The 26,869-nt window shown below is 74.3% G+C and carries 18 protein-coding genes; 12 read left to right on the forward strand and 6 right to left on the reverse strand.

Annotated features, from left to right (window positions below; all coding sequences use genetic code 11):
• The first annotated feature begins 1 nt into the window (after window position 1).
• The 5 genes from AB0M18_RS16970 (at window position 2) to AB0M18_RS16990 (ending at window position 8,509) form a co-directional block, all read left to right on the forward strand.
• Entirely contained in the window at window positions 2–1,045 is a 1,044-nt protein-coding gene (locus tag AB0M18_RS16970; RefSeq protein WP_365758558.1) for an SPFH domain-containing protein, read from the forward strand.
• Window positions 1,042–1,935 carry a hypothetical protein gene (locus tag AB0M18_RS16975; RefSeq protein WP_365758560.1) on the forward strand — a complete coding sequence of 298 codons (894 nt, stop codon included), beginning with the start codon at window positions 1,042–1,044 and terminating at the stop codon, window positions 1,933–1,935. The genes AB0M18_RS16970 and AB0M18_RS16975 overlap by 4 nt, the downstream gene beginning before the upstream one ends.
• A 140-nt stretch (window positions 1,936–2,075) precedes the next feature.
• On the forward strand, window positions 2,076–2,924 hold the full coding sequence (locus AB0M18_RS16980; protein WP_365758562.1) for a GNAT family N-acetyltransferase: 849 nt from the start codon (window positions 2,076–2,078) through the stop codon (window positions 2,922–2,924).
• Between the two features lie 546 nt (window positions 2,925–3,470).
• Complete coding sequence (locus tag AB0M18_RS16985) at window positions 3,471–5,168, forward strand: S8 family serine peptidase (protein WP_365758758.1); 1,698 nt, start codon at window positions 3,471–3,473, stop codon at window positions 5,166–5,168.
• A gap of 245 nt (window positions 5,169–5,413) precedes the next feature.
• Window positions 5,414–8,509 (forward strand): helix-turn-helix transcriptional regulator, encoded by a 3,096-nt coding sequence (locus tag AB0M18_RS16990; protein WP_365758564.1) that lies wholly within the window; start codon window positions 5,414–5,416, stop codon window positions 8,507–8,509.
• Window positions 8,510–8,523: 14 nt separating this feature from the next.
• Here the strand turns inward: AB0M18_RS16990 and AB0M18_RS16995 are convergent, their stop codons facing one another.
• A complete protein-coding gene (locus AB0M18_RS16995; protein ID WP_365758566.1) occupies window positions 8,524–9,333 on the reverse strand; it encodes a caspase family protein in 810 nt (269 codons plus the stop codon).
• A gap of 106 nt (window positions 9,334–9,439) precedes the next feature.
• On the opposite strand from AB0M18_RS16995, the gene AB0M18_RS17000 reads away from it, so the two are divergent.
• From AB0M18_RS17000 to AB0M18_RS17010, 3 genes are all read left to right on the forward strand, one after another.
• Window positions 9,440–10,297: a DNA/RNA non-specific endonuclease gene (locus AB0M18_RS17000; RefSeq protein WP_365758568.1), complete on the forward strand. Its 858-nt coding sequence runs from the start codon at window positions 9,440–9,442 to the stop codon at window positions 10,295–10,297.
• A 162-nt stretch (window positions 10,298–10,459) separates the two neighbouring features.
• Window positions 10,460–15,721 (forward strand): trypsin-like peptidase domain-containing protein, encoded by a 5,262-nt coding sequence (locus AB0M18_RS17005; protein ID WP_365758570.1) that lies wholly within the window; start codon window positions 10,460–10,462, stop codon window positions 15,719–15,721.
• Window positions 15,722–15,755: 34 nt separating this feature from the next.
• A complete protein-coding gene (locus AB0M18_RS17010; protein WP_365758572.1) occupies window positions 15,756–16,859 on the forward strand; it encodes a serine protease in 1,104 nt (367 codons plus the stop codon).
• 24 nt (window positions 16,860–16,883) lie between these two features.
• On the opposite strand, the gene AB0M18_RS17015 is transcribed toward AB0M18_RS17010, so the two are convergent.
• Window positions 16,884–17,570, reverse strand: a complete 687-nt coding sequence (locus AB0M18_RS17015) for an HAD family hydrolase (RefSeq protein WP_365758760.1) — start codon at window positions 17,568–17,570, stop codon at window positions 16,884–16,886.
• 249 nt (window positions 17,571–17,819) lie between these two features.
• Here AB0M18_RS17015 and AB0M18_RS17020 point away from each other — a divergent pair, with 249 nt between their 5' ends.
• Window positions 17,820–18,284: a GreA/GreB family elongation factor gene (locus AB0M18_RS17020; RefSeq protein WP_365758574.1), complete on the forward strand. Its 465-nt coding sequence runs from the start codon at window positions 17,820–17,822 to the stop codon at window positions 18,282–18,284.
• Between the two features lie 14 nt (window positions 18,285–18,298).
• Here AB0M18_RS17020 and AB0M18_RS17025 read toward each other — a convergent pair whose 3' ends face one another.
• Both AB0M18_RS17025 and AB0M18_RS17030 read right to left on the reverse strand, forming a co-directional pair.
• Window positions 18,299–19,123 carry a family 1 encapsulin nanocompartment shell protein gene (locus AB0M18_RS17025; protein ID WP_365758576.1) on the reverse strand — a complete coding sequence of 275 codons (825 nt, stop codon included), beginning with the start codon at window positions 19,121–19,123 and terminating at the stop codon, window positions 18,299–18,301.
• 5 nt (window positions 19,124–19,128) lie between these two features.
• Window positions 19,129–20,160: a Dyp-type peroxidase gene (locus AB0M18_RS17030; protein ID WP_365758578.1), complete on the reverse strand. Its 1,032-nt coding sequence runs from the start codon at window positions 20,158–20,160 to the stop codon at window positions 19,129–19,131.
• Window positions 20,161–20,406: 246 nt separating this feature from the next.
• On the opposite strand from AB0M18_RS17030, the gene AB0M18_RS17035 reads away from it, so the two are divergent.
• From AB0M18_RS17035 to AB0M18_RS17045, 3 genes are read left to right on the forward strand one after another with little or no spacing between them, the layout of a single operon-like run.
• On the forward strand, window positions 20,407–22,956 hold the full coding sequence (locus AB0M18_RS17035) for an ATP-dependent Clp protease ATP-binding subunit (RefSeq protein WP_365758580.1): 2,550 nt from the start codon (window positions 20,407–20,409) through the stop codon (window positions 22,954–22,956).
• Between the two features lie 32 nt (window positions 22,957–22,988).
• Window positions 22,989–23,933, forward strand: coding sequence for a non-homologous end-joining DNA ligase (gene ligD, locus AB0M18_RS17040; protein WP_365758582.1), 945 nt, complete (start codon window positions 22,989–22,991; stop codon window positions 23,931–23,933).
• The gene (locus AB0M18_RS17045; RefSeq protein ID WP_365758584.1) at window positions 23,930–24,490 is read left to right on the forward strand and encodes a hypothetical protein; all 561 of its coding nucleotides are present in this window, start codon (window positions 23,930–23,932) and stop codon (window positions 24,488–24,490) included. The genes ligD and AB0M18_RS17045 overlap by 4 nt, the downstream gene beginning before the upstream one ends.
• Before the next feature lie 116 nt (window positions 24,491–24,606).
• Here AB0M18_RS17045 and AB0M18_RS17050 read toward each other — a convergent pair whose 3' ends face one another.
• Window positions 24,607–25,485: a geranyl diphosphate 2-C-methyltransferase gene (locus AB0M18_RS17050; protein WP_365758586.1), complete on the reverse strand. Its 879-nt coding sequence runs from the start codon at window positions 25,483–25,485 to the stop codon at window positions 24,607–24,609.
• A gap of 34 nt (window positions 25,486–25,519) precedes the next feature.
• Window positions 25,520–26,818 (reverse strand): family 2 encapsulin nanocompartment cargo protein terpene cyclase, encoded by a 1,299-nt coding sequence (locus tag AB0M18_RS17055; RefSeq protein WP_365758588.1) that lies wholly within the window; start codon window positions 26,816–26,818, stop codon window positions 25,520–25,522.
• Between the last annotated feature and the right edge of the window lie 51 nt (window positions 26,819–26,869).

Raw genomic sequence — 26,869 nt, forward strand, 5'->3', positions numbered from 1 at the left:
CATGGCCGACATCACCCGCCGGGCCGGCTGGCGCCATCTGCGGTCCGCGCCCACCGCGCACGTCCGCCACCACCGGGGCGGCAAGCTGGTCCACGAGGGGACCGGGCTGAGTTTCTGGTTCCGCTCGTTGTCCGCCGCGCTGTCCGAGGTGCCGGTCGACGACCGCGAGCTGGCGATGGCGTTCCACGCCCGTACCGCCGACTTCCAGGACGTGAGCGTGCAGTCGACCGTCACGTACCGGATCGGGGACCCGGCGGCCGCCGCCACCCGCCTCGACTTCTCGCTCGACCCCGACACCGGCGCCTGGCGCGGCACCCCGCTGGAGCAGATCGGCACGCTGCTCACCGAGACCGCCCAGCAGCACGCACTCGACGTGCTCGCCCGGATCCCGCTCTCCGAGGCGCTGGTCGACGGCGTCGGCGCGGTGCGCGAGCGGATGGCGGCGGGGCTCGCGGCGGAGCCGCGGCTGCCCGAGACCGGCATCGAGGTGGTGGCGGTACGGGTCGTGGCGCTGCGCCCCGAGCCCGAGGTCGAGCGCGCGCTGCGCACCCCGGCGCGCGAGCAGATCCAGCAGGAGGCGGACCGGGCGACGTACGAGCGGCGGGCCGTCGCCGTCGAGCGCGAGCGCGCCATCGCCGAGAACGAACTGGCCAGCAAGATCGAGCTGGCCCGGCAGGAGGAGCGGCTCGTCGACCAGCGCGGTACCAACGCGCGCCGCGAGGCGGAGGAGGCCGCGGCCGCCGACGCGGTACGGGCCGAGGCCGAGGCCGCGCGCACGGTGCGGCTCGCCCGGGCGGAGGCGGAGGCGGCGCGGGAGGTGGGCGCGGCACGCGCCGAGGCGCAGTCCGCGTGGCTGCGGGCGCACGCCGAGGTCGCCCCGGCGACCCTGCACGCGCTGGCCGCGACCCGGGCGGCCGAGCAGCTGCCCCGGATCCAGAACCTCACGCTGTCGCCGGACGTCCTGACCGGGCTGCTCGCCAGGCTCGGCGGCGCGGGCGGCGGCACCGGCGACGAGGGCCGGGCGGCCGGGGGCGCGCGGTCATGAGTCTGGCGCCACGGGCCGTGCTCGTCCACCGCACCACGGAGTACGAGGAGTTGCTCGCCCGGCACGGCACGCACGGCCAGGCGGCGTTCCAACTGGCCGCGCGGGGCCGCTCGGTGGACGAGGTCCGGGAGCGGCACGAGCGGAACGGGCGGGCGCTCGCCGAGGTCGCGGCGGCGGTGCCGCTGCGCTGGCGGCAGGCCCGGGTCGAGCGGGCCGACCTCGACCGCTTCCTCTTCGGTCCGGAGGACGTGGTCGTGGTGGTCGGGCAGGACGGCCTGGTGGCGAATGTCGCCAAGTACCTGAACGGGCAGCCGGTGGTCGGGATCGACGCCGATCCGGGGCGCAATCCGGGCGTTCTGGTGCGCCACCGGCCGCGCGACGCGCGCCGGCTCCTGCCGTCCGCCACGGCGGCGCGGGCGGCGGCGGAGCTGCTCACCATGGCGGAGGCGGTCACGGACGACGCGCAGCGGCTGCTCGCGCTCAACGAGATCTACATCGGCCCGCCGGGCCACCAGACGGCTCGCTACACGCTGCGCGCCCCGTCGTCCGCGCCCGAGGCGCAGGCCTCGTCGGGCGTCCTCATCGGCACGGGCACCGGCGCCACCGGCTGGCTGCGCTCGCTCTGGCAGCAGCGGTCCAGCGCCCTGCCGCTGCCCGCCGCCACGGACGCACGGCTCGCCTGGACGGTGCGGGAGGCCTGGCCGTCGCCGGTCACCGGCACCGCGCGGGTGGAGGGGCTGCTCGGCGCGGGCGAACGGCTGGGCCTGGTCGTGGAGTCGGACCGGCTCGTCGCCTTCGGGGACGGGATGGAGTCGGACGCGCTGGAACTGACGTGGGGCCAGTCGGTGCGGGTGGGGGTCGCGGAGACGGCGCTGCGGCTGGTCGGCTGAGCCGGACGGACCTCCCCGATACGCCCGCGGCCGCGACGGCCGGAAAGCGACGGCGGCGGGACGGGCGGGCCCGCGGACGGCACTATGCTCGGCCGCCCCGCCTCCTCCGCGTGCCGTCGCCCGCCGTCGAAGGGACCCCCATGACCCTCCACGTCTCCCGTGCCTCCCTCCAGGACTGGGCCCTGGTGCGCGACTGGTGCGCCGAGGAGGGCTGGAACCCGGGCGCGGCGGACGCCGGGGCGTTCTTCGCGCAGGACCCGGAGGGCTTCTTCGTCGGGCGGATCGGCGGGGAGCCGGTGTCCGCTATCTCGGTCGTCAACTACAGCGACACGTATTCCTTCCTGGGGTTCTATCTCGTACGGCCGGATCTGCGCGGTCTCGGCCACGGTCTGGCGACCTGGCGGACCGCGCTCGCGCACGCGGGCGACCGCACGGTGGGGCTCGACGGGGTGCCCGCGCAGCAGGACAACTACCGCCGCTCGGGCTTCGCCCCCGCATACCGCACGGCCCGCTACGTGGGAGAAGTCCCGCCGCCCGAGCGGCCGGTGGCGGATGTGGTGGCGGCGGAGCGGGTGGATCCGGGCGAGCTCGCCGCGTACGACAGCGCGTGTCATCCGGCCGACCGGCCGCGGTTCCTGGCGCCCTGGCTGAGCACGCCGGGGCACCGGGCCCTTGTCCGTCTCTCGGAGGGCCGGATCAGCGGGTACGGCGTGGTCCGGCCCGCGGAGTCGGAGGCCCGGATCGGCCCGCTGTTCGCGGACACCCCGGCCGACGCGTCCGCGCTCCTCGACGCCCTCGCCGCGGAGGCCCGCGCCTTCGGCTCCCCGGGCGTCGCCGTCGACATGCCAGAGGCCAACCCGTCCGCCGCCCGCCTCGCCCTCTCCCGCGGCCTGACCCCCACCTTCGAGACGGCCCGCATGTACACGGGCCCGATCCGCCCCATCGCCCAGGACCGGGTGTTCGGTGTGACCACCCTCGAACTGGGCTGAGCGGGCCGGTCGCGCCCCCGTTCGCCCACGTGGGGCAGTTCTCGCTGGTCCGGGGCCTGTTGCCGGACGTCCGTCGTCGGGCCGACCGTTAGGTTTCCTTCCCCTCGCGCCTCTCGCCCCTCCCCCTCCCTCCCCTTGGACCCGACAAGGGTTTTCCCCGTATCGAGTTCACCTCGTCGTTCCCTACTGTCTGCCGCACCGGTAGTTCCTTTCCCCACCTCCACCTGTCAGGTGCATGAGGACGGGTGGATGGTGTCGCCGGGGACGGCCTTGACCCGGGCCGTCGCGCCGGTGGCGGCGCACGGGCCCCCACGCCCAGGGACCGAAGGACCGCGACCCCACTTCGCGCCGACGTTCCCGCGCCGCCGCCACTGCTCCCTCACGTCGTAATTCCGAAAGGGCCACACCTTGAACGGTTCCAGGCGGAGAGTCATATCCGTGGTCGTCGCGAGTGCCGCGATCCTCGGCGCCGCTGCCACCACCTCCGGGGCGTTCGCCGCCGTCCCGGCCGCTCCTTCCCCGAAGCCGGCGCCGGCTTCCCAGGCGATGACCGGGCTGCCCAGCGCGCCCGTCGAGAAGGTCATCGTCACCTACAAGTCCTCGGCCGCCGAGGCCGGTTCCAACTCCGCCGCCAAGAGCGACGCCGCCGAGAAGGGCGCCACCACCGGCGAGAAGCTCTCCTTCGAGCGCCGTCTGGCCGGCGGCGCCGCGCTCGTCGACCTCGGCGGGGCCGCGGACAAGCAGGACGTCGCCGACGTCATGGCCGCGTTCAAGGCCGACCCGCAGGTCGCCTCCGTGGAGCCGGACATCCGCGCGTACCCGATGGCGGTCACGCCGAACGACACCGACTACGCCAAGCAGTGGGACCTCTTCGAGCCCACCGGCGGCATGAACGTCCCCACCGCCTGGGACAAGACGACCGGTTCCGGCGTGACCGTCGCCGTGATCGACACCGGCTACGCCGCCCACTCGGACCTGGCGTCCAACGTCATCGCCGGTTACGACTTCATCTCCACCGCCTCCGACGCCCGCGACGGCAACGGCCGCGACGCGGACTCGAAGGACGAGGGCGACTGGAACGCCACCGACGGCGAGTGCGGCACCGGCTCCAAGGCCTCCAACTCCTCCTGGCACGGCACCCACGTGGCCGGCACCATCGCCGCGGTCACGAACAACACCAAGGGCATCGCGGGCATCGCGTACAACGCGAAGATCCAGCCCGTGCGCGTGCTCGGCAAGTGCGGCGGCTCGTCCTCCGACATCGCCGACGCGATCACCTGGGCCTCCGGCGGCAGCGTGCCGGGCGTCCCGGCCAACCCGAACCCGGCCAAGGTCATCAACATGAGCCTGGGCGGCGCGAGCTCCACCTGCCCGAGCGTCTACCAGACCGCGATCAACGGCGCCGTCTCGCGCGGTACCACCGTCGTCGTCGCCGCGGGCAACAGCAACGCCAACGCCTCCGGCTTCACCCCCGCGAACTGCTCCGGCGTCATCACCGTGGCGTCGACCAACCGCGCGGGCGCCCGGTCGTACTACTCCAACTACGGCAGCATCGTGGACGTGGCCGCGCCCGGCGGCGAGACCCGCAACGCCACCGACACGCCCGGCACCGTCACCACCCCCGAGAACGCGATCTACTCGACGCTGAACTCGGGTCTGACGACCCAGTCGACCGAGACGTACAAGCCCTACCAGGGCACCTCGATGGCGGCCCCCCACATCGCCGGTCTCGCCGCGCTCCTGAAGTCGGCCAAGTCGACCCTGACCCCGGCCGACATCGAGTCGGCGATCAAGAGCAACGCCCGCCCGCTCCCCGGCACCTGCACCGGCGGCTGCGGAACCGGTATCGCCGACGCCGCCAAGACGGTGGACGCGGTCACCGGCACGACCCCGCCGGCCGGCACCGTCTTCACGAACACGAACAACGTGACGATCTCGGACAACAGCACCGTGTCGTCCTCGATCGCCGTCACCGGCCTGACCGGCAACGCACCCGCCGCCCTCAAGGTCGACGTGGACATCAAGCACACCTACCGCGGCGACCTGGTCATCGACCTGATCGCCCCGGACGGCACCGTGCGCAACCTGAAGCAGTCCTCCTCGTCCGACGGCACCGACAACGTCCTCACCACCTACACCGTGGACGCGTCGAGCGAGGTCGCGAACGGCACCTGGAAGCTGCAGGTCCGCGATGTGTACTCGGGTGACACCGGCTACATCGACTCCTGGGGCCTGACCTTCTGATCCGCCCGATCCGCACATCGGATCACTGCTGAACCACCCCCCACACACCAGCATCTTCGCTGGTCAGCGAAGCGCCCGTGGTCTAAACCACGGGCGCTTCCGGCAGTTGGACGCGCACGGCTCACCGGGGCCGGTTGTCCGTATGCCGGACAAGGGGCCTGGACTCAGCCGCCCGGCTCCGTATTCTCTCTGCGCAACGGGACCTCACGGGGCAAGGGGCCCGAGCTCCGGAGGGTGGTGGACACGTGACGACAGCGCCGCTCCGGCCTGCGCCGGTGGGCCGGGAGGAACTCCTCGGCCGGCTGGAACGCATCCTTCAGGCCCGGGGCCGCGCGCTGCTCACCGGACCCGCCGGGGTCGGCAAGACCGAGGTCGCCGCGGCCGCGGCCGCCCGCGCCGAGGCGCGCGGCGAGACCGTGCTGTGGCTGGCCACCCTCCCCGGCGACCGTGACATACCCGGCGCGGCCGCAGCCGCCCTCGTGGCCTCCGTCGCCGCCACCGTCACCGGGCCGGGCCGGGCCGGCACCGGAGGTCCGCACGCGCTCCCGTACGACGCCGGACAGGGCGCACACGGCGGTACGGAGCCGGGCGCCGCGCCCACCGCCGACGGCGAGCCGCTCCTGGCGGAGCTCCCGGCCCCGCGCGGCCCCGCGGACCACGCGGGGGGCCACCCGGCGGGCCACACCGGGGACCTCTCCGGCGGCCAGGGCACGGGCGGCCGCCGCGGCTGCGGACACGCGCCGATCGGCGGGATCGGCGTCCTCGCCTCCGGGGTCTTCGACGGGCTGCCCGGGCCGCAGCGGGCCGCCGTGGCCATGCTGTGCCGCGAGGCGCCGCCGGAGGACGGCGGCTGGGACCCGATCGCGCTGCGCCTCGGCATCGCCGGGATCCTGCGCGCGCTCACCGCGCGCGGCCCCGCGCTGCTCGTGGTCGACGGGGTGCAGCACATCGACGCGGACAGCGCCGACCTGCTCCGCTTCGCGCTGCACCTGGCGCCGCCGACGCTGCGGGTGATCGGCGTGGAGACACCCGAGGCGTACGCGGCGTACGGCCCCGGGCCGGGCCCCGACGCCGCGCCCGGCGGCGCCGGTACCGAACCGCACGGCACCCGGCTGTGGGTGCCGTCGGAGGCGGACGTGCTGCTCGTCCCGCCGCTGCAGGCCGACGAGATCGCCGAGCTGCTCATCCACCACCGGCTGCCGTCCCGGATGGCCGGCCGCATCCACAAGGCGAGCGGCGGCAATCCGCGGCTCGCGCTCGCCGTGGGCCGCTCGCTGGCCGACGCCCGCACCCCGGTGCACCACGCCGAGGCCCTGACGCTCTCCGGCCGGGCCCGCGACCTGGCCCGGCAGCTGCTCGGCGCGGCCCCGGCGGAGGTGCGCGCGACGCTGCTGCTCGCCGCGCTCGCGCTGCGCCCGCACGCCGCCCTGGTGCGCCGGGCCGGGCGGCCGAACGCGGAGGCCGACCTCGCGGCGGCCGAGCGGGCCGGTCTGGTCTCGCTCTCCGAGGACGGCACGATCGCCTTCACCGCCGGACTGCTGCCCTCCACCCTGGTCCACGACGCGAACTGGGCCGAACGCAGCGCGGGCCATGCCGCCCTGGCCGGCGTCGTGGACGACCCGGTGGAGGCGGTCCGGCACCGGGCGCTCGCCACCGACGCGCCCGACGAGGAGCTCGCCGCCGAGGTCGCCGAGGCGGCGGACCTGGCCCGGCGGCGCGGCAACAGCGCGCTCGCCGCCGAACTCGCCCTGCTCGCCGCCGAGTCCACGCCCGGCCGGCACGGGCAGCAGCGCATCGCCCGCCTGGTGGACGCCGCCGAGGAGGCCGCCCGGGCGGCCCGCGCCGATCTCGCCATGCGCGCCGCGACCGATCTGCTGGCCCGGGACGCGGCGCCCGCCGACCGGGTCCGGGCCCGGCTCGCCGTCCTCGACACCGCGGGCCAGGGCCTCACGGGCCTGGACGAGATGTACGTACACGCCATGGAGGACTCGGAGGGCGACACCGCGCTGCGGGCCGCCGTCCAGCTCCGGCTCTCCGTCAAGTACGTGCTCGCGGACGGCGATCCGCTGCGTTCGCGGGCGGCGGCCATGGAGTCGGCGGCGCTCGCCGTGTCGATGAGCGACCCCCGGACGGCGGCTCAGGCCCTGACCGTACAGGCGCGGATGGAGCGGGCCCTCGGGGCTCCGGACGCGGAGGCCGTGCTCGCCCAGGCGCGGGCCCTGGAGACGGCCGAGCGCCCGGCCGGCATCCGTAACGCCGCCCAGATCCTGACGATCCGTCACGCCCTCTTCGACGGGCGCCTGCTCGACGCACGGGCCCAGCTGGGCGCGCTGCTCCCGCTGGTGCAGCGGCGGGGTTCGGTGGAGGACGCGATCGAACTCCTGAGCACGCTCGCCGAGATCGAGTCGCGGATCGGTCCCTGCCCCTCGGCGCTCGGGCACGCCGGGCAGTCGCTCGCGCTGACCCTGGAGGCGGGCCTGTCACCGGGCCCGGCCTGGTACGCCCTGGCGCTCGCCGAGACCGCGGGCGGCAGCTTCGCCCGGGCGGCCAGCTACGCGCGGCGCAGTGTGCAGGCCTCGGAGGAGGAGGGCGACCGGGTCTTCCTGTCCCGGAGCCTGTACGCGCTCGGCCGGGTGCAGCTGATCAACGGGGATGTGAGCGCGGCCCTGGAGACGCTGCGCCGGGTGGAGGCGAACGAGCGGGCGCAGTCGACGGTGGATCCGTCGATGCTGCGCTGGCACGAGGAGCTGGCGGAGGCGCTGCTCGCGCACGACGCGGTGGAGGAGGCGACGGCGCTGCTCGCCGAGGTGCGTCCGGTGGGCGAGCGGCTCGGCCGGACGACGGTGCTGCTCGGCTGCGACCGGGCGTACGCGCTGTGCCTGGCGGCGGAGGGCCGGACGGACTCGGCGGCGGAGCTGCTTGCGGGCACGGCGGCCCGGTTCGGCGAGGCGGACCTGCCGCTCGAGCAGGGCCGGGCGCTGATCGCGCTGGCCCGGGTGGAGCGCCGGCGGCGGCGCCGCTCGGCGGCGCAGGCGGCGCTCCAGTCGGCGGCGGCGGTGTTCGAGCGGGTCGGCGCGGCGCCGTGGCTGGCGCTGACCAGCGAGGCGCCGGCCGGTCCGGCGGGTGAGGGCCCGGTGGGCGAGGACGCGCTGCCGGGGCTCGCCTCGCTGACCGAGGCGGAGCTGCGGCTCGCCCGCCTGGTCGGCTCGGGGGCCAGCAACCAGGAGGCGGCGGCGAAGCTGTATCTGAGCGTGAAGACGGTCGAGGCGCGGCTGACCCGGATCTACCAGAAGCTGGACGTGCGCTCGCGCGCCCAGCTGGCCACCGCGCTCCGGCCGTGACCGTGTGACCCTCTTCAGACCGTGAACGGGCGCTGGCCGAGGAAGGCCGGCGCGGGGGCTCCCGTGGTGTAGAGGTTGGGGCTCTGGGTGGGGGGCAGCCGGCGCTGGATCGCCCGGTGGAAGGTGCGGTAGTCGCCGCGGAAGACGCCGTCCTCCCAGACCTCCAGGAGTGCCTCGGTGAAGGCGCCGTTGACCGGGCCGTCGGCGGCGGTCTGGTTGTCCTGGCAGGCGGAGATCAGGATGACCGGCGGGCCCTGGCCGTCTCCGGTGGCCGCGGCGGCCTTGGCGACGGAGCGCTGCAGGTCGTCGTAGAAGACCCGGTCGCGCTCGTACAGCGCGATCTGCTTCGGTTCGGGCAGATAGCGGCCGGTGATCGCCTCGCTGCCGGGGAGTTCGACGCTGCTGCCGCTGTGGCAGCAGTCGAAGAGGGTGACGATCCGTACGCCGTCGTCGAAGCGCCGGAACTCCTGGTGGACCTCGTCGTCGAGGAACTGGCGGTCGAAGAACACCAGGGTCTCGTCGCGCCGGTCGGGCTCGTCGTCGGGTCCGGTGACATCGGGCACCTGGCCGCCGTGGCCCGAGTAGGTGAAGAGCAGGATGTCGCCGGCGGAGAGCCGTTCGGCCGCCGCGCGCAGGACGGTGGTGACGCCCTCGACGGTGCCCTCGGGGGTGAGCAGGACGGTCTCGGAGAAGCCTGCGGCGTGGGCCAGGCGCGCCATGTCGCGGGCGTCGTTCTCGCAGGCCAGGAGGGTTCCGTCCCAGCCGTCGTAGCGCTCGGGGTCGACCTGGTTGAGGCCGACGTGCAGGGAGAGTCCGGTGGGCATGGGAGACCTCCTCACGGCGTGGGGAGGGGGCACCGGGGGCGTCTGTTCGAGTGGCCTGCGGGTCCGGTGCTGTGGGCGACCCTCGTCCGCGCGGTACTTACATCGTATGAACCCCAGCGACTCCCGGCACGATCTCGACGACCGCACCGGCTACGACGAGGGCTTCCTCGGCCCGGTGGTACCGCTCGCGCTGCCGGCCCGCGCGTCGGTGGAGACGGTGATCCTGCCGTACACCCACTTCACCGTGGTGTTCCGGCCCGACCGGCGGCTCGCCGCGTCCACCGCCGTCTGCATCGAGGGCGGCGCGCTGCTCGACGACGTGGAACGCGACGACGTCTGGCTGTACGACCCGCGCCTGCCGCGCGAGCAGCAGGCGGGCGAGGAGGTCTACCGGAACAACAGCCTGGACCGGGGCCATCTGGTGCGCCGGCTCGACCCGGTGTGGGGCGCGGCGGCGGAGGCGGGGCGGGCGAACACGGACACCTTCCACTTCACCAACGCGGCGCCGCAGGCGGATGTGTTCAACCAGGGCAAGCAGCTGTGGCAGGGCCTGGAGAACTACCTCCTCGACCACGCGGCGGCGTTCGACCGCAAGCTGGTGGTGCTGACCGGGCCGGTGCTCCAGGACTCCGATCCGCCGTACCGGGGCATCCAGGTGCCGCTGCGCTTCTGGAAGGTGGCGGCCTTCATGCAGGACGGGGCGCTCGCGGCGACCGGGTACGTGCTCGACCAGAGCCCGGATCTGACCCGGGACGCGGACCGGGCGTTCGCCGGGGCGGTGCCGGGCGCGCCACCGCCGCTGGGCCCGTACCGCACGTACCAGGTGCCGGTGTCGGACGTCGCGGAGATCACCGAACTGGAGCTGGGGCCGCTGCCGGACGTGGATCTGATGCCGCCCTCGCGCGGGCCGGAGGACCGCTGGCGGCGCCTGGAGTCGTTCGAGGACATCGCGATGGCGGACTGAGCCGGGGTACGGGCCGGGTACGAGCCGGGCTACGGCCCGGGTACGAGCCGCGGTACGGCCCGGGCCTCCCCGGCAGCGATTGCGGGGGCCCGCGCCCGGCGGGACGATGACAGCAGCGAGCAGGCGTCCCCAACGGCGCAGGGACGCCCGGGCAGGTGCGTCATGCCGCTCACCGAGACGGAGTGGGGCCTCGTCACCAGCTGGGTGCGGGACCATCTCCTGGACGATCCGGATCCCCGGACCAGGCTCCTCGGCACCTCGCTGACCGCGGACTTCGTCACGAGTCTGCCGCTCACCCCGGACCGGGACGCCAACGCGCGGCTGATCGTCGGCGCGGCGCGCCGGGACGTGGTCCACCAGCGGCGGCTGCTCGACGCGCTGGCCCGGCTCGACGCCCTGGACCGGCTCGACGCCGCCGACGCGGTGGGGCGGGGCATGGAGGTACGGGCGCTGCTCGGACGGCTGCGGGAGGACGAGGAGGCCGCCCGGGACCCGGCTGCCGACCCGTTCGACGCGGTGGTCCTGCGGCACGGCACCGAGGTGTTCCTCGGCCGGTCGGAGCTGCGCGAGACGCTGCGCCGCTTCGTGGCGGATCCGGAGCAGACGGTCCTGGTGGTGGACGGCGAGCCGGACAGCGGGCGCTCGTACACCTACCGGCTGATCCGGCACCTGGGGCAGCACCGCGGGTTCCGTCCGGTGCGGGTCACGCTGTCGCGGACCTCGACGGCGGAGCGGCTCGTGGCGCGGCTCTGGGAGTTCGTGGCGGGTCCGGAGGCGGACGGATTCCCGTTGAATCCGACACGGTTGAACGATCCACTGCCCTCGATCGACGACGCGGCGCACCGGATCGTGAGCCGGGCGACGGCCGCCGAGGACCGCTTCTGGCTGGTGCTCGACGAGTGCGACGCGCTCGATCCGAACTCCGACGTCTACGACTGCATCGGCAAGCTCGCGCTCGCGATCTACGAGCACACGCCGGTGCGGAAGGAGACGGTGCCGCGTCTCGTGCTGCTCGGCTACGAGACGACGCTGCACCAACTCCCGTACGACATCAGGAACAACGAGTGCCGCGACACCGCTGTCCCGGCCGGCGCGGAGGAACTGCGGGACTTCTTCCGGAAGTTCCTCCACGAGGCCGGCGGTCCGCCGCCGCCTGACCTCGTGGCGGACGCCGCCGAGGAGGTGCTGCGGGCGGCGGAGTCGGCCGGTTCCGGGGCCGGTCCCGGGGACGCTCCCGGGGACAGTCCGATGCGGCGGCTGTGCACGGCGGTCGAGGAGGCGGTACGGATCCGCCTCGCCCTCGCGCCCGGCGAGGACTACCTCGTACGACTCCGGGCCGGGCTCCGCTCCCCCGCCGCGCCGGTGGTCACCGCCCTGCCCGAACTGCGGCGCGCCTACCGCGAGGCGGCCTGCCTCCTCGAGTCCTTCGACCCGGCGGAGCTGAAGCTCCCGGGCGAGCGCGAGGCCGGCGGCCGGGCGGTCCTCGAACTCGTCGACGACTGCACGGCGTCGGCGACCCCCCAGCGCTCGGTGCGCTGGACCCTGACGCCCGAGGTGCGCACCGAGGCCCTGCGCGGCCTCGCCGGCCCGGAGGCCGCCCGGCGGGCCCTCGCCGCGAACGCGCCCGGCCCGGGGACGGAACCGGGCGTCGCCCGGGAGGCGCTCGCCCTGCTGTCCGGCGCGCGGGCGGCGATTCCCCCCGGGGCGGACGTGGAGCAGCTGTCCGATCTCCTCCAGGCCGTGCTGTGGCTGGGGCAGGTGCCGGGGACCGGCGCGCTGCTGCCGTCCGTCGAGGAGGTGCAGCAGCGCCTTGAGCGGGCGCGGCTGCTGCAGCCCTTGCGGCTGCTCGTGCGGGACACGTTCCATGGCCGGACGCGTGAACTGGACGCGCTGAAGGCCTACTTGGCGCTGCCCGCCGAACCCGCCGAGCCGCCCGTACTGCTGCACGGGATCGGCGGGATCGGGAAGAGCACCCTGCTCGCCCGCTTCCTCCTGGACGCTCTGGAGGAGGCCGCGCCGGACGGATTCCCGTTCGCCTGCATCGACTTCGAACGTCCCACCCTCTCCATCCACGAGCCGGCCACCGTGATCGCCGAGTCGGCGCGGCAGTTGGGCATCCAGTACCCGGAGCACCGGGAGGCGTTCGACTCGCTCGCCGAACGCTGCGGGCGGACCGCCGGGGTGCAGCGCGGCGAACGCAGCCGGCTCGACGAGCTGTCGCAGCTCTCCACGACCCGCGCCACCTACGGGCGCGACTACTCGGCCGGCTTCCACGCCCGGGCCAGCGCCCGCGAGCAGGACCTGGCGCGCGAGCTGGCGAGCCTGGTCGCGAAGGCGGTCGCCGGTCCGCCGGGCGTGATGGAGCCGCCGCTGGTCATCGCGGTGGACTCCTTCGAGGAGGCGCAGTACCGCGGCTCACCGCTCATCTCCCGGATGTGGGCGGTGTGGACGGCGCTGCGCTCGGCGTATCCGCGGCTGCGGTTCGTGGTCGCCGGGCGGGCCCCGATCGACCACCCGGCGCGGGTGATCGTGCCGCGCGACATGGAGCTGACGGAGCTGGACGAGCAGGCCTCGGTCGATCTGCTGATGTCCGCGGGCATCGACGACGAGGCGCTGGCGCGCAGTCTGTACGCGCGGGTCGGCGGGCATCCGCTGAGCCTGCGGCTCGCGGCGCGCACCGCGCTGTGCCTCGGCGCGGACACGGAGTCACTGGGCGAGCTGCTCAGCGGTCTGACCGCGCGCCGCAGGCTGCACACCAGCGTGGACCAGATGCTGATCCAGGGCACCCTGTACGACCGGCTGCTCAAGCACATCGCCGACCCGGACGTGCGGGCGCTCGTCCAGGCCGGACTGGCGCTGCGGGTGATCACGCCGGACCTGGTGCGGGAGGTGCTGGCGGAGCCCGCCGGGGTGGCGGTGCCCTCGACGGCGGAGGCGGGCCGGCTCTTCGGGCTGCTGACCTCGCGGCTCGACCTGATGGAGTCGGCGGGACCGCTGGCGATCCGGCACCGGCCCGATCTGCGGTCCATCATGCTGCGGCTCTCCGACGGCGCGCGGACCGATCTGATGCGGGCCGTGGACGCCCGGGCGGTGGCGTACCACGCGGCCCGCGACACGGTCCGCGACCGGGCCGAGGAGATCTACCACCGGCTGCGGCTCGGCGAGAACCCCCGTACGGTGGAAGCGCGTTGGCGCTCCGGAGTGGAGTCCCACCTGGTGGGCGCGGACCGCGACATGGCGCCGCGTTCGGCGGCCTTCCTGCTCGGCCGGATCGGCGGGCACGTGCCGGACCAGGTGATGGCGGGGGCCGAGCAGGAGGACTGGGAGCGGATCGCGGCGCGCGAGGTCGAGGACCTGCTGACCCAGGGGTACGTGGAGGCGGCGGCCCGGCGGCTCGCCGAGCGGCAGCCGTGGACGCCGTGCAGCCGGCTGCACGCGCTCCTGGTGGAGACCCTGGCCCGGTCGGGGCGCGCGGCGGACGCCCGGGAGACGGCGGAGCGGGCGGTGGACCGGGCCACGGAGGCGGGCTGCGCGGAGACCCGCCTTGAGCTGCTCCAGCTGTCGGCCCGGCTCGCGCAGGACGCGGGCGACTTCGCCGACGCGGACCGTGACCTCCAGGAGGCGGAGGGCGTGGCGGCGGGCCTCGGCCTTCCGTACGAGTCGATCGGCGTCCTGGTGGCCCGTTCGCGGCTCGCGGCGGCCGCCGACGCGGACTCCGGCGACACCGACGAACGCCTCGCCCGGCGGCTGCGCGGGCTGCCCGACGAGGACCTGGCCCGGCAGCCGGCGCTCGCCCGGGCGGCGGCCGTCTCGGCCTGCCGGGTGGACCCGCCGGCCCTGGCCCGGGCACTGCGGCTCGTGGGGCTTCCGGAGGACGACGAGGCGGTGATGGCGGCCCTGGCCCGCCGGTTCGAGGCGGCGATGGCGGACGAGCCGCAGCTGCGCGAGCCCCTGGCCCGGATCCTGGACTCCGCCGCGGCGGGCGCCCGTTCGGCGGAACCGGGGGCCGCCGGCGGCCCGGAAGGCGCCCCGATGCCGCCGGACCGGGTCGAGGAGGCACTGCGCGAGGCCCGGCGGCACGGCACCCTGGACAGCCTGGCCTGGCGGGCACTGACGCTGAGCGACCGCAGCGGGGACCTGCTGCTCGGGGTGGCCGAGGCCGTGGACGCGGGCTCGGCGCTCGCCGAACGGGGCGGCGGCCCGGGCTACGGGCCGGTGCCGGGCGGCACGGAGCTGGTGGGGCTCACCCCGCCGCCGGACCAGGCGGAGGCGGCCTGGCGCCAGGAGCCGTACCTCGACGCCGACCAGCTCCTCGGTGTGGAGAACGCGGCGACGGAGGCGGGACTCGCCGACCGGGCGCTGCGCGGAGACCTGTTCGCGGGGATCAAGGACCACTTCTGGATGGCCCTGCTGCCGCAGCCCACCCCCTTCAAGCAGATCCAGTCCGATCTGCGGACCATGAACCGGGTGGAGCGCCTGATGGAGGGCGAGGTGCCGCTGGAGCTGTGGCTGCGCAACGCGATCCGGCTCGCCGCCGACCCGGCCGCGGTCGCCGTGTTCCAGCAGGCCCTGGACCATGTGGTGCGGGACGCGGCGGGCGAGCCCGAACTCCCGGCGGAGTTCCTGTCGGTGGACTCCCTGGAGGAGATCGTCGTCCGGGACGACATGGTGCCCTTCGAGTTCCTGCACGAGGGATTCCTCGCGGGCGGCGCGGTCGCCCGGGTCACCGTGCCGCCGTACGAGGAGGGCCGTCCGCTGCATCCCGCGTATCCGCACGTCGGCACGGGCTGGCTGATCGCGCCCGGGCTCCTCGTCACCAACCACCACGTGGTGAACGCCCGCAACGGCATCGGCGGCGGTCGCAAGCAGGCCGCCGAGGAGGACCTCCAGACGCAGGTGCGCAACTCCCGCTCGCGCTTCGACTACGGCGCCGACCAGGCGGAGACGGAGGAGGCGACGGCAAGTGCCCTGGTCGCCTGGGACGCGCAACTCGACTACGCGGTGCTGCGCCTGACGGTGGCTCAGCCGGAGCGGCAGGTGCTCCGGGTGGCGACGCAGCCGTTCGAGAGCCGGGCGGGCGACGCCCAGGCGGTCAACATCATCCAGCACCCCAAGGGCATGCCGAAGCGGGTCGCGCTGCGCAACAACCTCGTCTACCAGGTGAACGAGGACAGCCTCGCGTACTTCACCGACACCCAGGGCGGCTCGTCCGGCTCGCCGGTGTTCACCGACCGCTGGACGGTCGTCGCCCTGCACCGCGGGGCCCGCCGGGTCAGCGGTGTGGAGTACCAGGGCCGTAGCACGACGGTGGTGAACGTCGGCACCCAGCTGAGCCGGATCCTGGCCCATCTGCGGGAGCACCGGCCGGAGTTGTACGAGGAGATCATGGCGGCGCAGGCGGCGCTGCCGGCGGAGGAAGACTGAGCCGCCCGCGGGCGGCGGGCGGAGGTGACGGGCGATGGGTTACGGATCACGCAGCGGCTCGCACACCGGGTCCCCGGTGGCGACCGGCCCCGAGCAGGTCTTCGGCGACCTCGGCGCGGTGGCGGCGCGGGTACGGAGCCGCCTGGAGGCCGAGCTGGAGATCCAGGAGTCCGCGCAGGAGCTGCCGCCGGGCGTCGCCCCGGCGGCCGAGATCGGGCGCTTCGCACAGGAGGAGCGGGCCAGGGTCCTGGAGGCGGGCGTCACGGGACTGGAGAAGCTGGCCGCGGACCGGGCGGACGAGATCGACGAGGACGAGTACTTCGGTGTCGAGGCGATCGTCCTCCTGGAGGGCCGGCCCGCGATCCTGGTGCAGGGGCAGGACTTCGCCCCGCAGCCGGGCGACTGGTCGGTGCTCGACGCGTCCCGGACCGCGATCCGCGAGTCGATCGCCCGGGTGGGGCGGGTGGAGGTCACCGGGCATCCGAGCCTGGACTGGATCGGCACGGCCTTCGTCGTCGGCCCGGAGGCGGTGATGACCAACCGGCACGTGGCCGCCGAGTTCAGCCGGGCCGAGGGCGCGGGCTGGAGCTTCCAGCAGGGCATGGCGGCGCGGGTGGACCCGGGCGAGGAACTGCCCGCGCACCAGGCGCCGGGCCCGGTGCCGGCCGCCGGCCCCCTGCCGTACGAGATCACCGAGGTGATCGGCATCCACCCGGACGTGGACCTGGCCCTGCTGCGGATCGCGCCGCCGGACGGCGAGCCGCTGCCGACCCCGCTGGCGGTCGCGGCGGACGCGCCGGCGAGCGTGCCCGGCCGGCCGGTGTACGTGATCGGCTATCCGGCCTGGGACGGGCGGCGCAACGAGCCGGAGTCGATGCGGCGGATCTTCATGGACGTCTACAACGTGAAGCGGCTGCAGCCGGGCATGGCGACCGAGTTCACACCGGGCGGCCTGGTCATGGGGCACGACTGCTCCACGCTGGGTGGCAACAGCGGCTCCCCGGTCTTCGACCTCACCGACCACCGGGTCCTGGGTCTGCACTTCGGCGGCCGATACCGGACCGGGAACGTGGCGGTGCCGCTGTGGGAGCTGGAGGACGATCCGCTGCTCGCGAAGGCCCAGGTCAACTGGGTGTGACCGGCCCGGGGGCGGGTACGGGCCTCAGGCCGGGTCGCCGAGCAGGCCGAAGACCGGGAGCAGCCCGTGCGGGCGCTGGTCGGCCGGGAGGTGGTCGACGAAGTGCACCCGGGCGCCGAGCGCCTCGGCGCCGCCGTCGGCCCGCCGGTCGTCGCCGACCATCAGGGTCTCGGCGGGGGCGAGGCCGAGTCGTTCGCAGGCGAAGCGGAAGATCCCGGGGTCCGGCTTCTGGACGCCGACCTCGAAGGAGAGAGCGTAGACGTCCACCCACCTGTCGAGCCCGTGGGCGCGGAACACCGGCCGCGGGTCCCAGCCGATGTTGCTGACCACGGCGACGGACACACCGCCGCGGCTGAGCTCGCCGAGGGTGCGGGCGGTGTCGGGGTAGGGGTGCCAGGCCTCGGGCGTCTTGTGCCGGGCGTAGAGGGCGTCGACCAGGGCGGGGTCGGTGACGCCCGCCTCGTGGATGAGCGCGGTGTACGCGGCGCGGTGCCGATCGGCGTCGAGGTCGCGCTCCTCCCAGAGCCTCTTCAGCCGGGCGGGCAGCCGCTGGGGGTTCGGCCCGCCGGGCATCGCCCCGTGGTACGTGAGCCGCTCCACGGTGTGGGCGAACTCGTCGCCGGAGAGCCCGACCTCGGCCTCGGCGAGGGCGGCGTCCAGCCAGTGGGCGATGGACTCGACGCACAGCAGGGTGCCGGAGAAGTCGAACATGACGCCTTTGATCACCCCTCGATCCTAGAACGCCACCGCAGGGAACTCCCGTACCGCCGCCCAGGCCATACCCCCTGCGGGTATAGGAAGTCCGTTGACGCACGGTGCCGCGGACGAGGAGGCACGGCGCGACGACCGACGGCGCCGGGAGCCCGGGGGCGGCGCGGGCCCGGATTGCCGGGCGTGTCGGGCGGTGCGGTAATGGAGTCGACGCCGCCCACCCCCGTACCCCCCTCGACGGGAGCAGCCATGACCGACGGTCCCCGGCCGATCAGCGCCGACGCCCTCCGGGCCCTCCGGCGGGAGCTGGCCGAGCTGCGCGCCGAGCGCGCCGCGGTGGCGGCCACCCTGAAGGGCGAGGACGACGCCGTCGGCGACCGGGCCGACGAGGCGGACGAGCTGCAGCGCGCCGACGAGGTCGGACGGCTCGACGAGCGCATCGACCGGATCGAGGAGCGGCTGCGCGGTGCCGCCGAGGCCGGAGCGCCGGCCACCGGTGTGGTGGGGGTGGGCTCCACCGTCACCGTGCGGTTCGAGGACGGCGGCGAGTCGACCGTGCACGTCGGGGAACTGGCGGATGCCGACGACCCGGCCCTGGTGACCTCGGACAGCCCGCTCGGCGCGGCGCTGCTCGGCCGGCGGGCCGGGGACACCGTCACGTACCGCACGCCCGGCGGCCCGATGCACGCGGTCGTCGTGTCCGTGGGGGCCTGAATCACGGTGGCGGCTCAGTGTTCGAGGACGACGACGGCCTCGTCGGTGTAGGCGAGGAAGGCGAAGGTCTCCTGGAAGTACAGCTCGACGTTCTCGGCGTCGTGGGCCGTGTAGCCGATGGCCACGTCCTGGCCGAGGCGCAGCTCGAAGTCGCCGCCGCGCAGGGCCAGGACGAACGCGCCGGTGACGGCGGGTGCCCAGATCGGCGGGGCGTCCAGCATCCGGGCGAGGTGGGCGGCGATCGGGTAGCCGTGGTCGGAGGTCTCGCTGACGGCCCGGTAGTCGTCGGCGCCGAGCAGCAGCGCGTAGGGGCCGTCGACGCCGGCGAGGCGGAGCGCGGTGAGGGCCCGGCTGACGGCGTCGGGGTAGTCGCGGGGCTCGGTGGGCAGCCCGAGGACCGGGTTGGAGCTGCGTTCGCGCAGGCCGTCGATGCCGGCGGCCGGGTAGCCCTCGAAGACGGCGCGGTCCTCGGCGAAGGCCATGGCGCGGGCGGCGTCCTTGACGGGCTGCCAGTCGGAGTCGTTCGAGCCGCGCTCGACGTCGTCGACGGCCTCCCGGCTGACGGTGAACGGCACGCGCAGTTCGACCAGCGGCTTCGCCTCGCGCAGCCGGGCGGTGACGCCGGGGGCGGGCGCGTCGATGCCGGCGAGGTGGCCGGTGCCGACGGCGGCGAGGCCGGGCCCGGCCGGGTCGGGCACGTCGACGACGCGGCGGCCGGCGACATGGCGGCGGAAGGTGCGCCGGGCCTCCTCCTCGATCTGGTCCCAGGCGGCGGCGGTGACGGGGGCGAGTTCGCGGTGCAGGTTGGTGGTGGCTGCGGAGTCGCCGGGAGACGTCATGGCGATCAGGCTCCTTTCAGGCTGCCGATGCCGAGCGAACCGGCAGACACGGCCTGTACGGCAGGTACGGCAGGTACGGCAGGCAGGACGGTCGCGGCGGCGAGCGGCGGCGGCGGGTCGGGAAGGTCGTCGAGGAAGTCGGCGCTCGGGACGAAGAAGAGACAGCCCGTCACGGCCGTGGAGAAGTCCAGGATGCGGTCGGTGGTACCGGGCGGCTCGCCGAGGAACATCCGGCCGAGCATCCGCTCGGTCACCTCGGGGGTGCGGGCATAGCCGATGAAGTACGTGCCGAACTCGCCGCGTCCGATGCTGCCGAAGGGCATGTTGTCGCGCAGGATCTGCCGCTCGGTGCCGTCCGGGTCGGTGATCGTGTTGAGCGCCACGTGCGAGTCGGCGGGCTTGACCTCGTCGGGGAGTTCGATGTTGGCGGACTTGGTGCGGCCGACGACGCGTTCCTGCTCCTCGACGGGGAGGGCGTCCCAGGCCGCCATGTCGTGCACGTACTTCTGGACGACGACATAGCTGCCGCCCTCGTACGCGGGATCCTCGTCGCCCACGTGGACGGCCTCGGCCGCCGCCCGGCCCCGCGGGTTCTCGCTGCCGTCGACGAAGCCCAGCAGGTCGCGCTCGTCGAAGTAGCGGAAGCCGTGCACCTCGTCGACGACGGTGACGGCGTCGCCGAGGCCCGCCACGACGAGGCGGGTCAGCTCGAAGCAGAGGTCCATGCGCGCGGCGCGCACGTGCAGGAGCAGGTCGCCCGGGGTGGCGGGGGCGTGGTGACGGGGGCCGCGCAGCTCCCGGAAGGGGTGCAGCCCGGCCGGCGGCGGGGCGCCGAAGAGCCGGGACCAGACGGTGGCGCCGATGCCGACGATGCCGGTGAGGCCGTCCTCGGGCGCGCGGAAGGACACGGACCGGACGAGTCCGGCGAACCCGTCGAGCGCGTCGCGCACCGCGGCCTCGCCGCCGGGGCTCACGGTGGCCACCAGGAAGACGGCGGCTTTCGCGGGAGGGGCGAGGACGGGCTGCGGGGTGCTCACACGACTCCCAGGAGGCACGGGGACGGCCGAGCGGACCGGATGATCCGGCTCATTTCGGATGACCGAAGCGCGGCCAGCGTATCCACGCCCCCGGCGCCCCGCACGCGGGCCGACCCCGCTTGCGGGGTCCCGGTGGCCGGGTTTGAGTGGGGATGACCCCCACCGCGGCACGACCCCCGCCGTGGCACGACCACCGCCCCTGGCGGGCGCGCGGCGGGCGCCCCCACCCCTCCTCAGGAGCAGCAGATGTCGATGGCGTTCGGTTCCCCCTTCGGCCCGTCCGATCCCTTCGGTTCCTCCGAGGCCTTCAGTGACCTGCTGAACCGCTTCTTCGGGATGTCGCCGGCCTCCTCTCCCCCGGCGGTCCAGCGCGTGCCGATCGGACGGCTGCTCACCGAGTCGTCCCGCGAACTGCTCAGCCGGGCGGCCCAGCGGGCGGTGGAGGACGGTACGGACGACCTCGACACCGAGCATCTGCTGTGGGCGGCGACACGGGTGGAGCCGTCCCGCCGGGTGCTGTCCGAGGCCGGGGTGGACCCGGACAGGCTCGCCGAGCAGATCTCCCAGGTGCTGCCCCGCGAGTCCGGCGAGCCGTCCTCGGAACCGGGCCTCACCCCGGCGGCCAAGCGGACCCTGGCCGCCGCCCATGCGTACGCGCAGGCCGCGGGGGTCTCGTACATCGGTCCGGAGCACATCCTCGGCGCGTTGCTGCGCGACCCGGACTCCGGCGCGACCCGCTTCCTTCGGGCCGAGGACCTGGACGTGCAGAAGCTGCGCGGGCTCGCCGAGCAGGCGTCCCGGCCGGAGAGCACGCCGGTGGCGGCGCCGAAGCAGCCGGCGACCACCCTGGACGAGTTCGGGCGGGACCTCACCGAGGAGGCCAGGGCCGGGAGGCTGGACCCGGTGGTCGGGCGGGCCGAGGAGATCGAGCAGACCGTCGAGATCCTGTCCCGGCGTTCCAAGAACAACCCGGTGCTGATCGGCGAGCCGGGCGTCGGCAAGACGGCCATCGTGGAGGGCCTGGCCCAGCGGATCGTGGCCGGCGAGGTGCCGGACACCCTCAAGGACAAGCGGGTGGTCTCCCTCGACCTGTCCGGGATGGTGGCGGGCGCGCAGTACCGGGGCCAGTTCGAGGAGCGCCTGAAGAAGGTCATCGAGGACGTGCGGCAGGCCGAGGGCGAGATCATCCTCTTCATCGACGAACTGCACACCGTGGTCGGCGCGGGTGCGACCGGCGAGGGCTCGATGGACGCCGGCAACATGCTCAAGCCCGCCCTGGCCCGCGGCGAGCTGCACGTGGTGGGCGCGACGACCATCGACGAGTACCGCAAGCACGTCGAGAAGGACGCGGCCCTGGAACGCCGCTTCCAGCCCGTCCTGATCCCCGAGCCGACGGTCGAGGAGACCGTGCAGATCCTCGAAGGCCTGCGCGACGCGTACGAGGCGCACCACCAGGTCCGGTTCGCCGACGGCGCCCTCGCGGCGGCGGCCGAACTGTCCGACCGCTACATCAGCGACCGTTTCCTGCCCGACAAGGCGATCGACCTGATGGACCAGGCGGGCGCCCGGGTCCGGCTGCGCAGCGCGGGCCGCTCCACCGAGGTCGTCCAGCGCGAGGACCGGCTGGCCAAGCTGCGCCGGGAGAAGGACCAGGCCGTCGCGGGCGAGGAGTTCGAGCGCGCCTCCGAGCTGAAGAAGGAGATCGCCCAGGTCGAGGGCGAGCTCGCGGGCATCGAGGAGCGCCGCGAGGGCGTCGTGTCGGTGACCGCCTCCGACATCGCCGACATCGTCTCCCGCCGCACCGGCATCCCGGTCTCCCAGCTCACCACCAGCGAGAAGGAACGCCTGCTGAAGCTGGAGGAGGAGATGCACGCCCGGATCGTCGGCCAGGACGAGGCGGTCACCGCCGTCTCCGAGGCCGTCCGCCGCAACCGCGCCGGCATGGGCGACCCGAACCGGCCCGTCGGCTCCTTCCTCTTCCTCGGTCCCACCGGCGTCGGCAAGACGGAACTCGCCAAGACCCTCGCGGAACTCCTCTTCGGCGACGAGAACCGCATGATCCGCTTCGACATGAGCGAGTTCCAGGAGAAGCACACCGTCGCCCGGCTGGTCGGCGCGCCGCCCGGGTACGTCGGCTACGAGGAGGCCGGCCAGCTCACCGAGAAGGTGCGCCGCAACCCGTACAGCGTGGTGCTCTTCGACGAGGTGGAGAAGGCGCACCCCGACGTCTTCAACACCCTCCTGCAGATCCTGGACGACGGGCGCCTGACGGACGGCCAGGGACGCACGGTCGACTTCCGCCACTGTGTCGTCATCATGACGTCCAACATCGGTGCCCACCGCATCCTCGCGCACGAGGGCGACGCCGCCGAGCTGAAGGACGAGCTGATGGAGGACCTGCGGGGGCGGTTCCTGCCCGAGTTCCTCAACCGCATCGACGACATCATCGTCTTCCACAGCCTCACCGAGAAGGACCTCACGGAGATCGTCGAGCACCTCCTGGACCGCAGCGAACACCGCGTCCACGCCCAGGGGTTGAAGCTGGAGGTCACCGAGGCGGCGAAGAGGCTCCTGGTCGCCCACGGCCACCAGCCCGAGTTCGGCGCCCGCCCGCTGCGCCGCACCATCCAGACCGAGCTCGACAACCGCATCGCCACCCTCCTCCTCTCCGGCGAGGCCGACCCCGGCGACACGATCGTCGCCGACGTCCTCGACGACTCCCTCCACTGCACGATCCGCCGGGGCGGGGAGTCCGGAGCGGACGCCGGGGCGGAGTCCGGAGTGGCGGCCGGATGACGGGGTAGCCGCCCTGCTGTGAGGAGGAGGCCGTGAGCACCACACGCGCGCCGAGCGAGGAGAGCCGGGAGCGCGCCCTGACGGTCCGGGTCGGACGGCGCGGGGTCGAGGTGGCCCGGCCCGGCAAGGTGCTGTTCCCGGACGACGGACTGACCAAGGCCGATCTGGCCGACTACTACCGGCGGATCGCCCGGCGGATGGTGCCGCAGCTGCGCGGCCGCCCGCTGATGCTGGAGCGGCATCCCGACGGCATCGACGACTCCGGCTTCATGCAGAAGGACCTCCCGGACCACTTCCCCGACTGGCTTGCCCACGCCGAGCTGCCCAAGGCGGACGGCACCGTCGCCTACGTCCTCTGCGAGGACGCGGCCTCCCTCGTCTATCTGGCCGGTCAGGCCTGCGTCACCCCGCATCGCTGGCTGTCCCGCGCCGACCGCCCCGACCACCCTGACCGGCTGGTCTTCGACCTCGACCCGCCGGGCGACGACTTCGCGGCGGTGCGCCGGGCGGCCCACCGGCTGCGCGCGCTGCTCGACGAGCTTGAACTGCCCTCGCTGCTGATGACCACCGGTTCGCGCGGGCTGCACGTGGTGGTGCCGTTGCAGCGCCGGGACACCTTCGACGAGGTACGGGAGTTCGCGCGCGAGCTCGCCGAACTCCTGGTCGCCCGGCACCCGGACGAACTGACCACCGCGGCACGCAGGAAGGACCGCGGCGAGCGCCTCTACCTGGACGTCCAGCGCAACGGCTACGGCCAGACCGCCGTCGCCCCCTATGCCGTACGGGCCCGGCCCGGCGCCCCGGTCGCGGCACCGCTCGACTGGGCGGAGCTGGACGACCCCGGCCTGACCGCACGCCGCTGGACCCTGCGGGACGCCGACGAGCTGCTCGACCGTACGGCCTGGCGCGACCCGCCCCGCGGGCACTCCGCCACGGCGGCGCGGCGGCGGCTCGCCGCCCTGGACGGAGGCGGGTGACGGCCGTGACCCGGGTGGCGGTGGAGGGAACGGAGATCGTGGTCCGCCTCGGACCGCGCGAGGCGCTCGTCGCCCGGCGGCGCACGATCCGCGTGCCCGTGGCCGCGCTGCGCGCGCTCGGCGTCGACCCCAGCTGGTGGCGGGTGCTGCGCGGCACGGCGGGCCGGGGCGTGTGGCTGCCGGGCCGCTGCGTGGGCCTTCGCCGCGGCCCGGCCGGCACGGACTTCGTCGCGGTACGGGCCGAGGCCCCGGCCCTGTGGATGGACCTGGCCCCGGAGTCGCCCTTCGCCCGGATCGCCGTCACGGTGCCGGACCCGGACCGGACCGAACGCGCGCTGCGGGTGTGCCTGCCCGAGGGACCGGTGACCCCGGGCGAACCCGGCCACCCGGGCATGCCGGCCGCCCCGGGACGGCGCGAGGGCCGGGAGGAGCCGCGCAAGCCGCCGGATCCGGCGGAGCGGAGGATGCCCGGGGTGCCCGAGGTGCCCGGAGACTCCGGACCGGGGCACCGGGAGAAGCTCTGGGAGAAGCCCTGGGAGAAGCCCTGGGAGTCGTGAGGACCGTCGAAAGCCGGAGGACCCGGGCGGGCCTGGGCGGACCTGGGGCGGAGGGCCCGAGGGCCGGGCCCGTCCACAGGACGGGCCCGGCCCCTTTCCGCCGGTGGGGCGGCGGATCAGACGCGGTCGGCGGCGATCAGGAGGTACTGGAACGAGCCGTCCTTGTACGACTCGATGAAGGCCTCCTCGATGCCGGTGACCAGCGAGGACGTGGCGCGCAGCTCCCAGTACGGGAGGGTCGCGGCGGTCAGGTCGATCACCGCGTTCGGGACCAGACGGTTGTCGGCCATGGCGCGCAGGTATTCGCGGCGGGAGTGGATGTTGCACTCGAAATGGGCGTTGATCTGGGAGACCCACTTGGAGGGCTGGCCGTACTTGGGGTTCCAGCAGCCGGTGATGGTGACGTAGCGGCCGCCGACCCGGAGGAAGCGGGAGTGCTCGGCCATCAGGTCGTCGAGGTCGACGTACATGCTGGACTCGTTGTTCCAGGAGGCGGCGATGCTGCCCTTCTCGAACGGGGTGTCCAGCATGTTGCAGACCTGGGCGTGCACGTGGCTGTCGATGCCCAGCTCGCGGGCGCGCCTGTTGCCGAACTCGGCCTGGGTGGAGGAGAGGGTGACGCCCTCGACCTTGCAGCCGAAGCGCTGGTGGGCCATCACGCTCGATCCGCCGCGGCCGCAGCCGGCGTCGACGAGGGTGTCGTCGGCGGTGATCGGGCCCAGGTGGTCGAGGAGGACCTCGGCCTGGGCGGACTCCAGGCGGTGCAGCTCGGTGATGAGCTTCTTCTCGTACTCGCTGTCCTCGGGGGTGCCGAGGGAGGCGTGGTCGATCTCGCCGATGCCGTAGTGGTGGTGGTAGAGGCCGTCCACGTCACCGAGGCGCAGGTTCACGGGCCGGGCCTCGGCGTTCCAGTAGCGGGCGATGTCGCCCTGGTACGGGTTCGCGGGACCGGGGATGATCGTGGAGGCGTCGGTGGGGGTCAGCTCGGTGGTCACAGAGAAATCCATTTCTTCGCCGGAAGTCGGGTGCTTACCAGAAGTCGGGCAGGCTGTAGCGGTAGGTGTTGGTCTGGTGCCAGTAGTGGTTGCCGTCGACCCACACGGCCACGCCGCGCAGGAAGCGCAGCAGGGTGGGCACCGGGCTCGCGGCGGCCAGTGCGGCGGCCTCGGCCTCGAAGGCGTGCATGAGGTCGTTGTGGACCTCGACGGCCTTCAGATAGGCCTCCTTGGCGGAGACGCCCTCGCGTTCGGCGATCACCACGGGCAGGTTGAGGTGCGTGCCGGGACTGGCCAGCTCCTTGGTGTAGGAGTACAGGTCGTTGACGATGGTGGTCGCGTTCCCGGCGAGTGCGATGACCCGCTGCATGGCGGGGGTGGCGTGCAGGTCCGCCGGCAGTTCGTAGCCGCCGACGGTGTCGGTGATGGTGGGGCAGGGGCGGAAGTTGTTGAACTGGCGCATCGCCAGGTACTCCCACACCTCGGGCACGTGGTCGGTCTCGGCCCAGGCCGCCTCGGCGAGGTAGCCCATGTGCAGCCGCGCCATGTCGTGCCGGAAGCGGTCCGACTGGGACGGCGTGGCCAGCCGGTCGAAGTACTCCATGGCGGAGCGGTAGGCCCGCCGCGGCGCGTCCGACTCCAGCGACTCGCGCCAGGCCGGTGTGTACTCGGCCGTGGTGTGCAGCGGGTCGAGGGCCGTGTGCGCGAGGAGGAGACGGCTGCCGAGGCCGATCGGCGAGCCGCCGTGGTCCTCGCAGTAGCAGTCGTCGACCGCGTTCTCGGCGACCATCAGGCGCGTGGCGGCCATGAGGTGGTCGACGGTCGGCGCGTCCGGATGGCAGGCGACCATGTAGCGCCCGACGGAGAAGCCGTCGAACTGGTCCTCCCACTCCGGGGGGTACGCCTGGACCTCGTCCACCGCCCATTCCTTGATCCGGCGGCTGACCTCCGCCACCCGGGCCGGGTCCGGCTCGGCGATGGGGTGGAAGTACAGGCCGGGGATGGGCGTGCCCTGGTCGGCGGTGGTCCCGGTGGCGGCCAGTGCCTCGGCCACGGCCTCGGCGACCGCCTCCGGTACGACGTCGGGTACGGCCTCGGGTACGGCTCCGGCCTCGGGCGGCGCCTCCGGCGGTGCCGGCCGCCGGGCCAGGGAGAGCGCCGTGGTGCCCAGACCGCTGGGTCCGCGCAGGATGCGCTCGATGGCGGACTCGTGCGGTACGGGCGCCTCGGCCGGCGCCGGTGGCACGGTCACGTCGACCGGGGCCGGGACCGGCCTGGACCGGAACGGGACGGTGGGCGGGCCGGGCAGCGGGGAAAGCCCGGGGTCGGGCATCCGTGGCTCCTTGCTGGGATGAGGGGGCCGCCCCGGCCCGGATGGGCCCGG

This window comes from Streptomyces sp. NPDC051909 (genome assembly GCF_040681095.1).
GTDB lineage: Bacteria > Actinomycetota > Actinomycetes > Streptomycetales > Streptomycetaceae > Streptomyces.

Excerpts from the sequence above, each read along its gene's own strand:
- AB0M18_RS17000 (WP_365758568.1), top strand. The coding sequence starts at position 9,440 with ATGAACCCCAGCGACTCCCGGCACGATCTCGACGACCGCACCGGCTAC.
- AB0M18_RS17035 (WP_365758580.1), top strand. The coding sequence starts at position 20,407 with ATGTCGATGGCGTTCGGTTCCCCCTTCGGCCCGTCCGATCCCTTCGGT.
- AB0M18_RS16970 (WP_365758558.1), top strand. The coding sequence starts at position 2 with ATGGCCGACATCACCCGCCGGGCCGGCTGGCGCCATCTGCGGTCCGCG.
- AB0M18_RS17010 (WP_365758572.1), top strand. The coding sequence starts at position 15,756 with ATGGGTTACGGATCACGCAGCGGCTCGCACACCGGGTCCCCGGTGGCG.
- AB0M18_RS17025 (WP_365758576.1), bottom strand. The coding sequence starts at position 19,123 with ATGACGTCTCCCGGCGACTCCGCAGCCACCACCAACCTGCACCGCGAA.
- AB0M18_RS16980 (WP_365758562.1), top strand. The coding sequence starts at position 2,076 with ATGACCCTCCACGTCTCCCGTGCCTCCCTCCAGGACTGGGCCCTGGTG.
- AB0M18_RS17015 (WP_365758760.1), bottom strand. The coding sequence starts at position 17,570 with ATGTTCGACTTCTCCGGCACCCTGCTGTGCGTCGAGTCCATCGCCCAC.
- AB0M18_RS17005 (WP_365758570.1), top strand. The coding sequence starts at position 10,460 with ATGCCGCTCACCGAGACGGAGTGGGGCCTCGTCACCAGCTGGGTGCGG.
- AB0M18_RS16975 (WP_365758560.1), top strand. The coding sequence starts at position 1,042 with ATGAGTCTGGCGCCACGGGCCGTGCTCGTCCACCGCACCACGGAGTAC.
- AB0M18_RS17020 (WP_365758574.1), top strand. The coding sequence starts at position 17,820 with ATGACCGACGGTCCCCGGCCGATCAGCGCCGACGCCCTCCGGGCCCTC.
- AB0M18_RS16995 (WP_365758566.1), bottom strand. The coding sequence starts at position 9,333 with ATGCCCACCGGACTCTCCCTGCACGTCGGCCTCAACCAGGTCGACCCC.
- AB0M18_RS17055 (WP_365758588.1), bottom strand. The coding sequence starts at position 26,818 with ATGCCCGACCCCGGGCTTTCCCCGCTGCCCGGCCCGCCCACCGTCCCG.
- AB0M18_RS16985 (WP_365758758.1), top strand. The coding sequence starts at position 3,471 with ATGACCGGGCTGCCCAGCGCGCCCGTCGAGAAGGTCATCGTCACCTAC.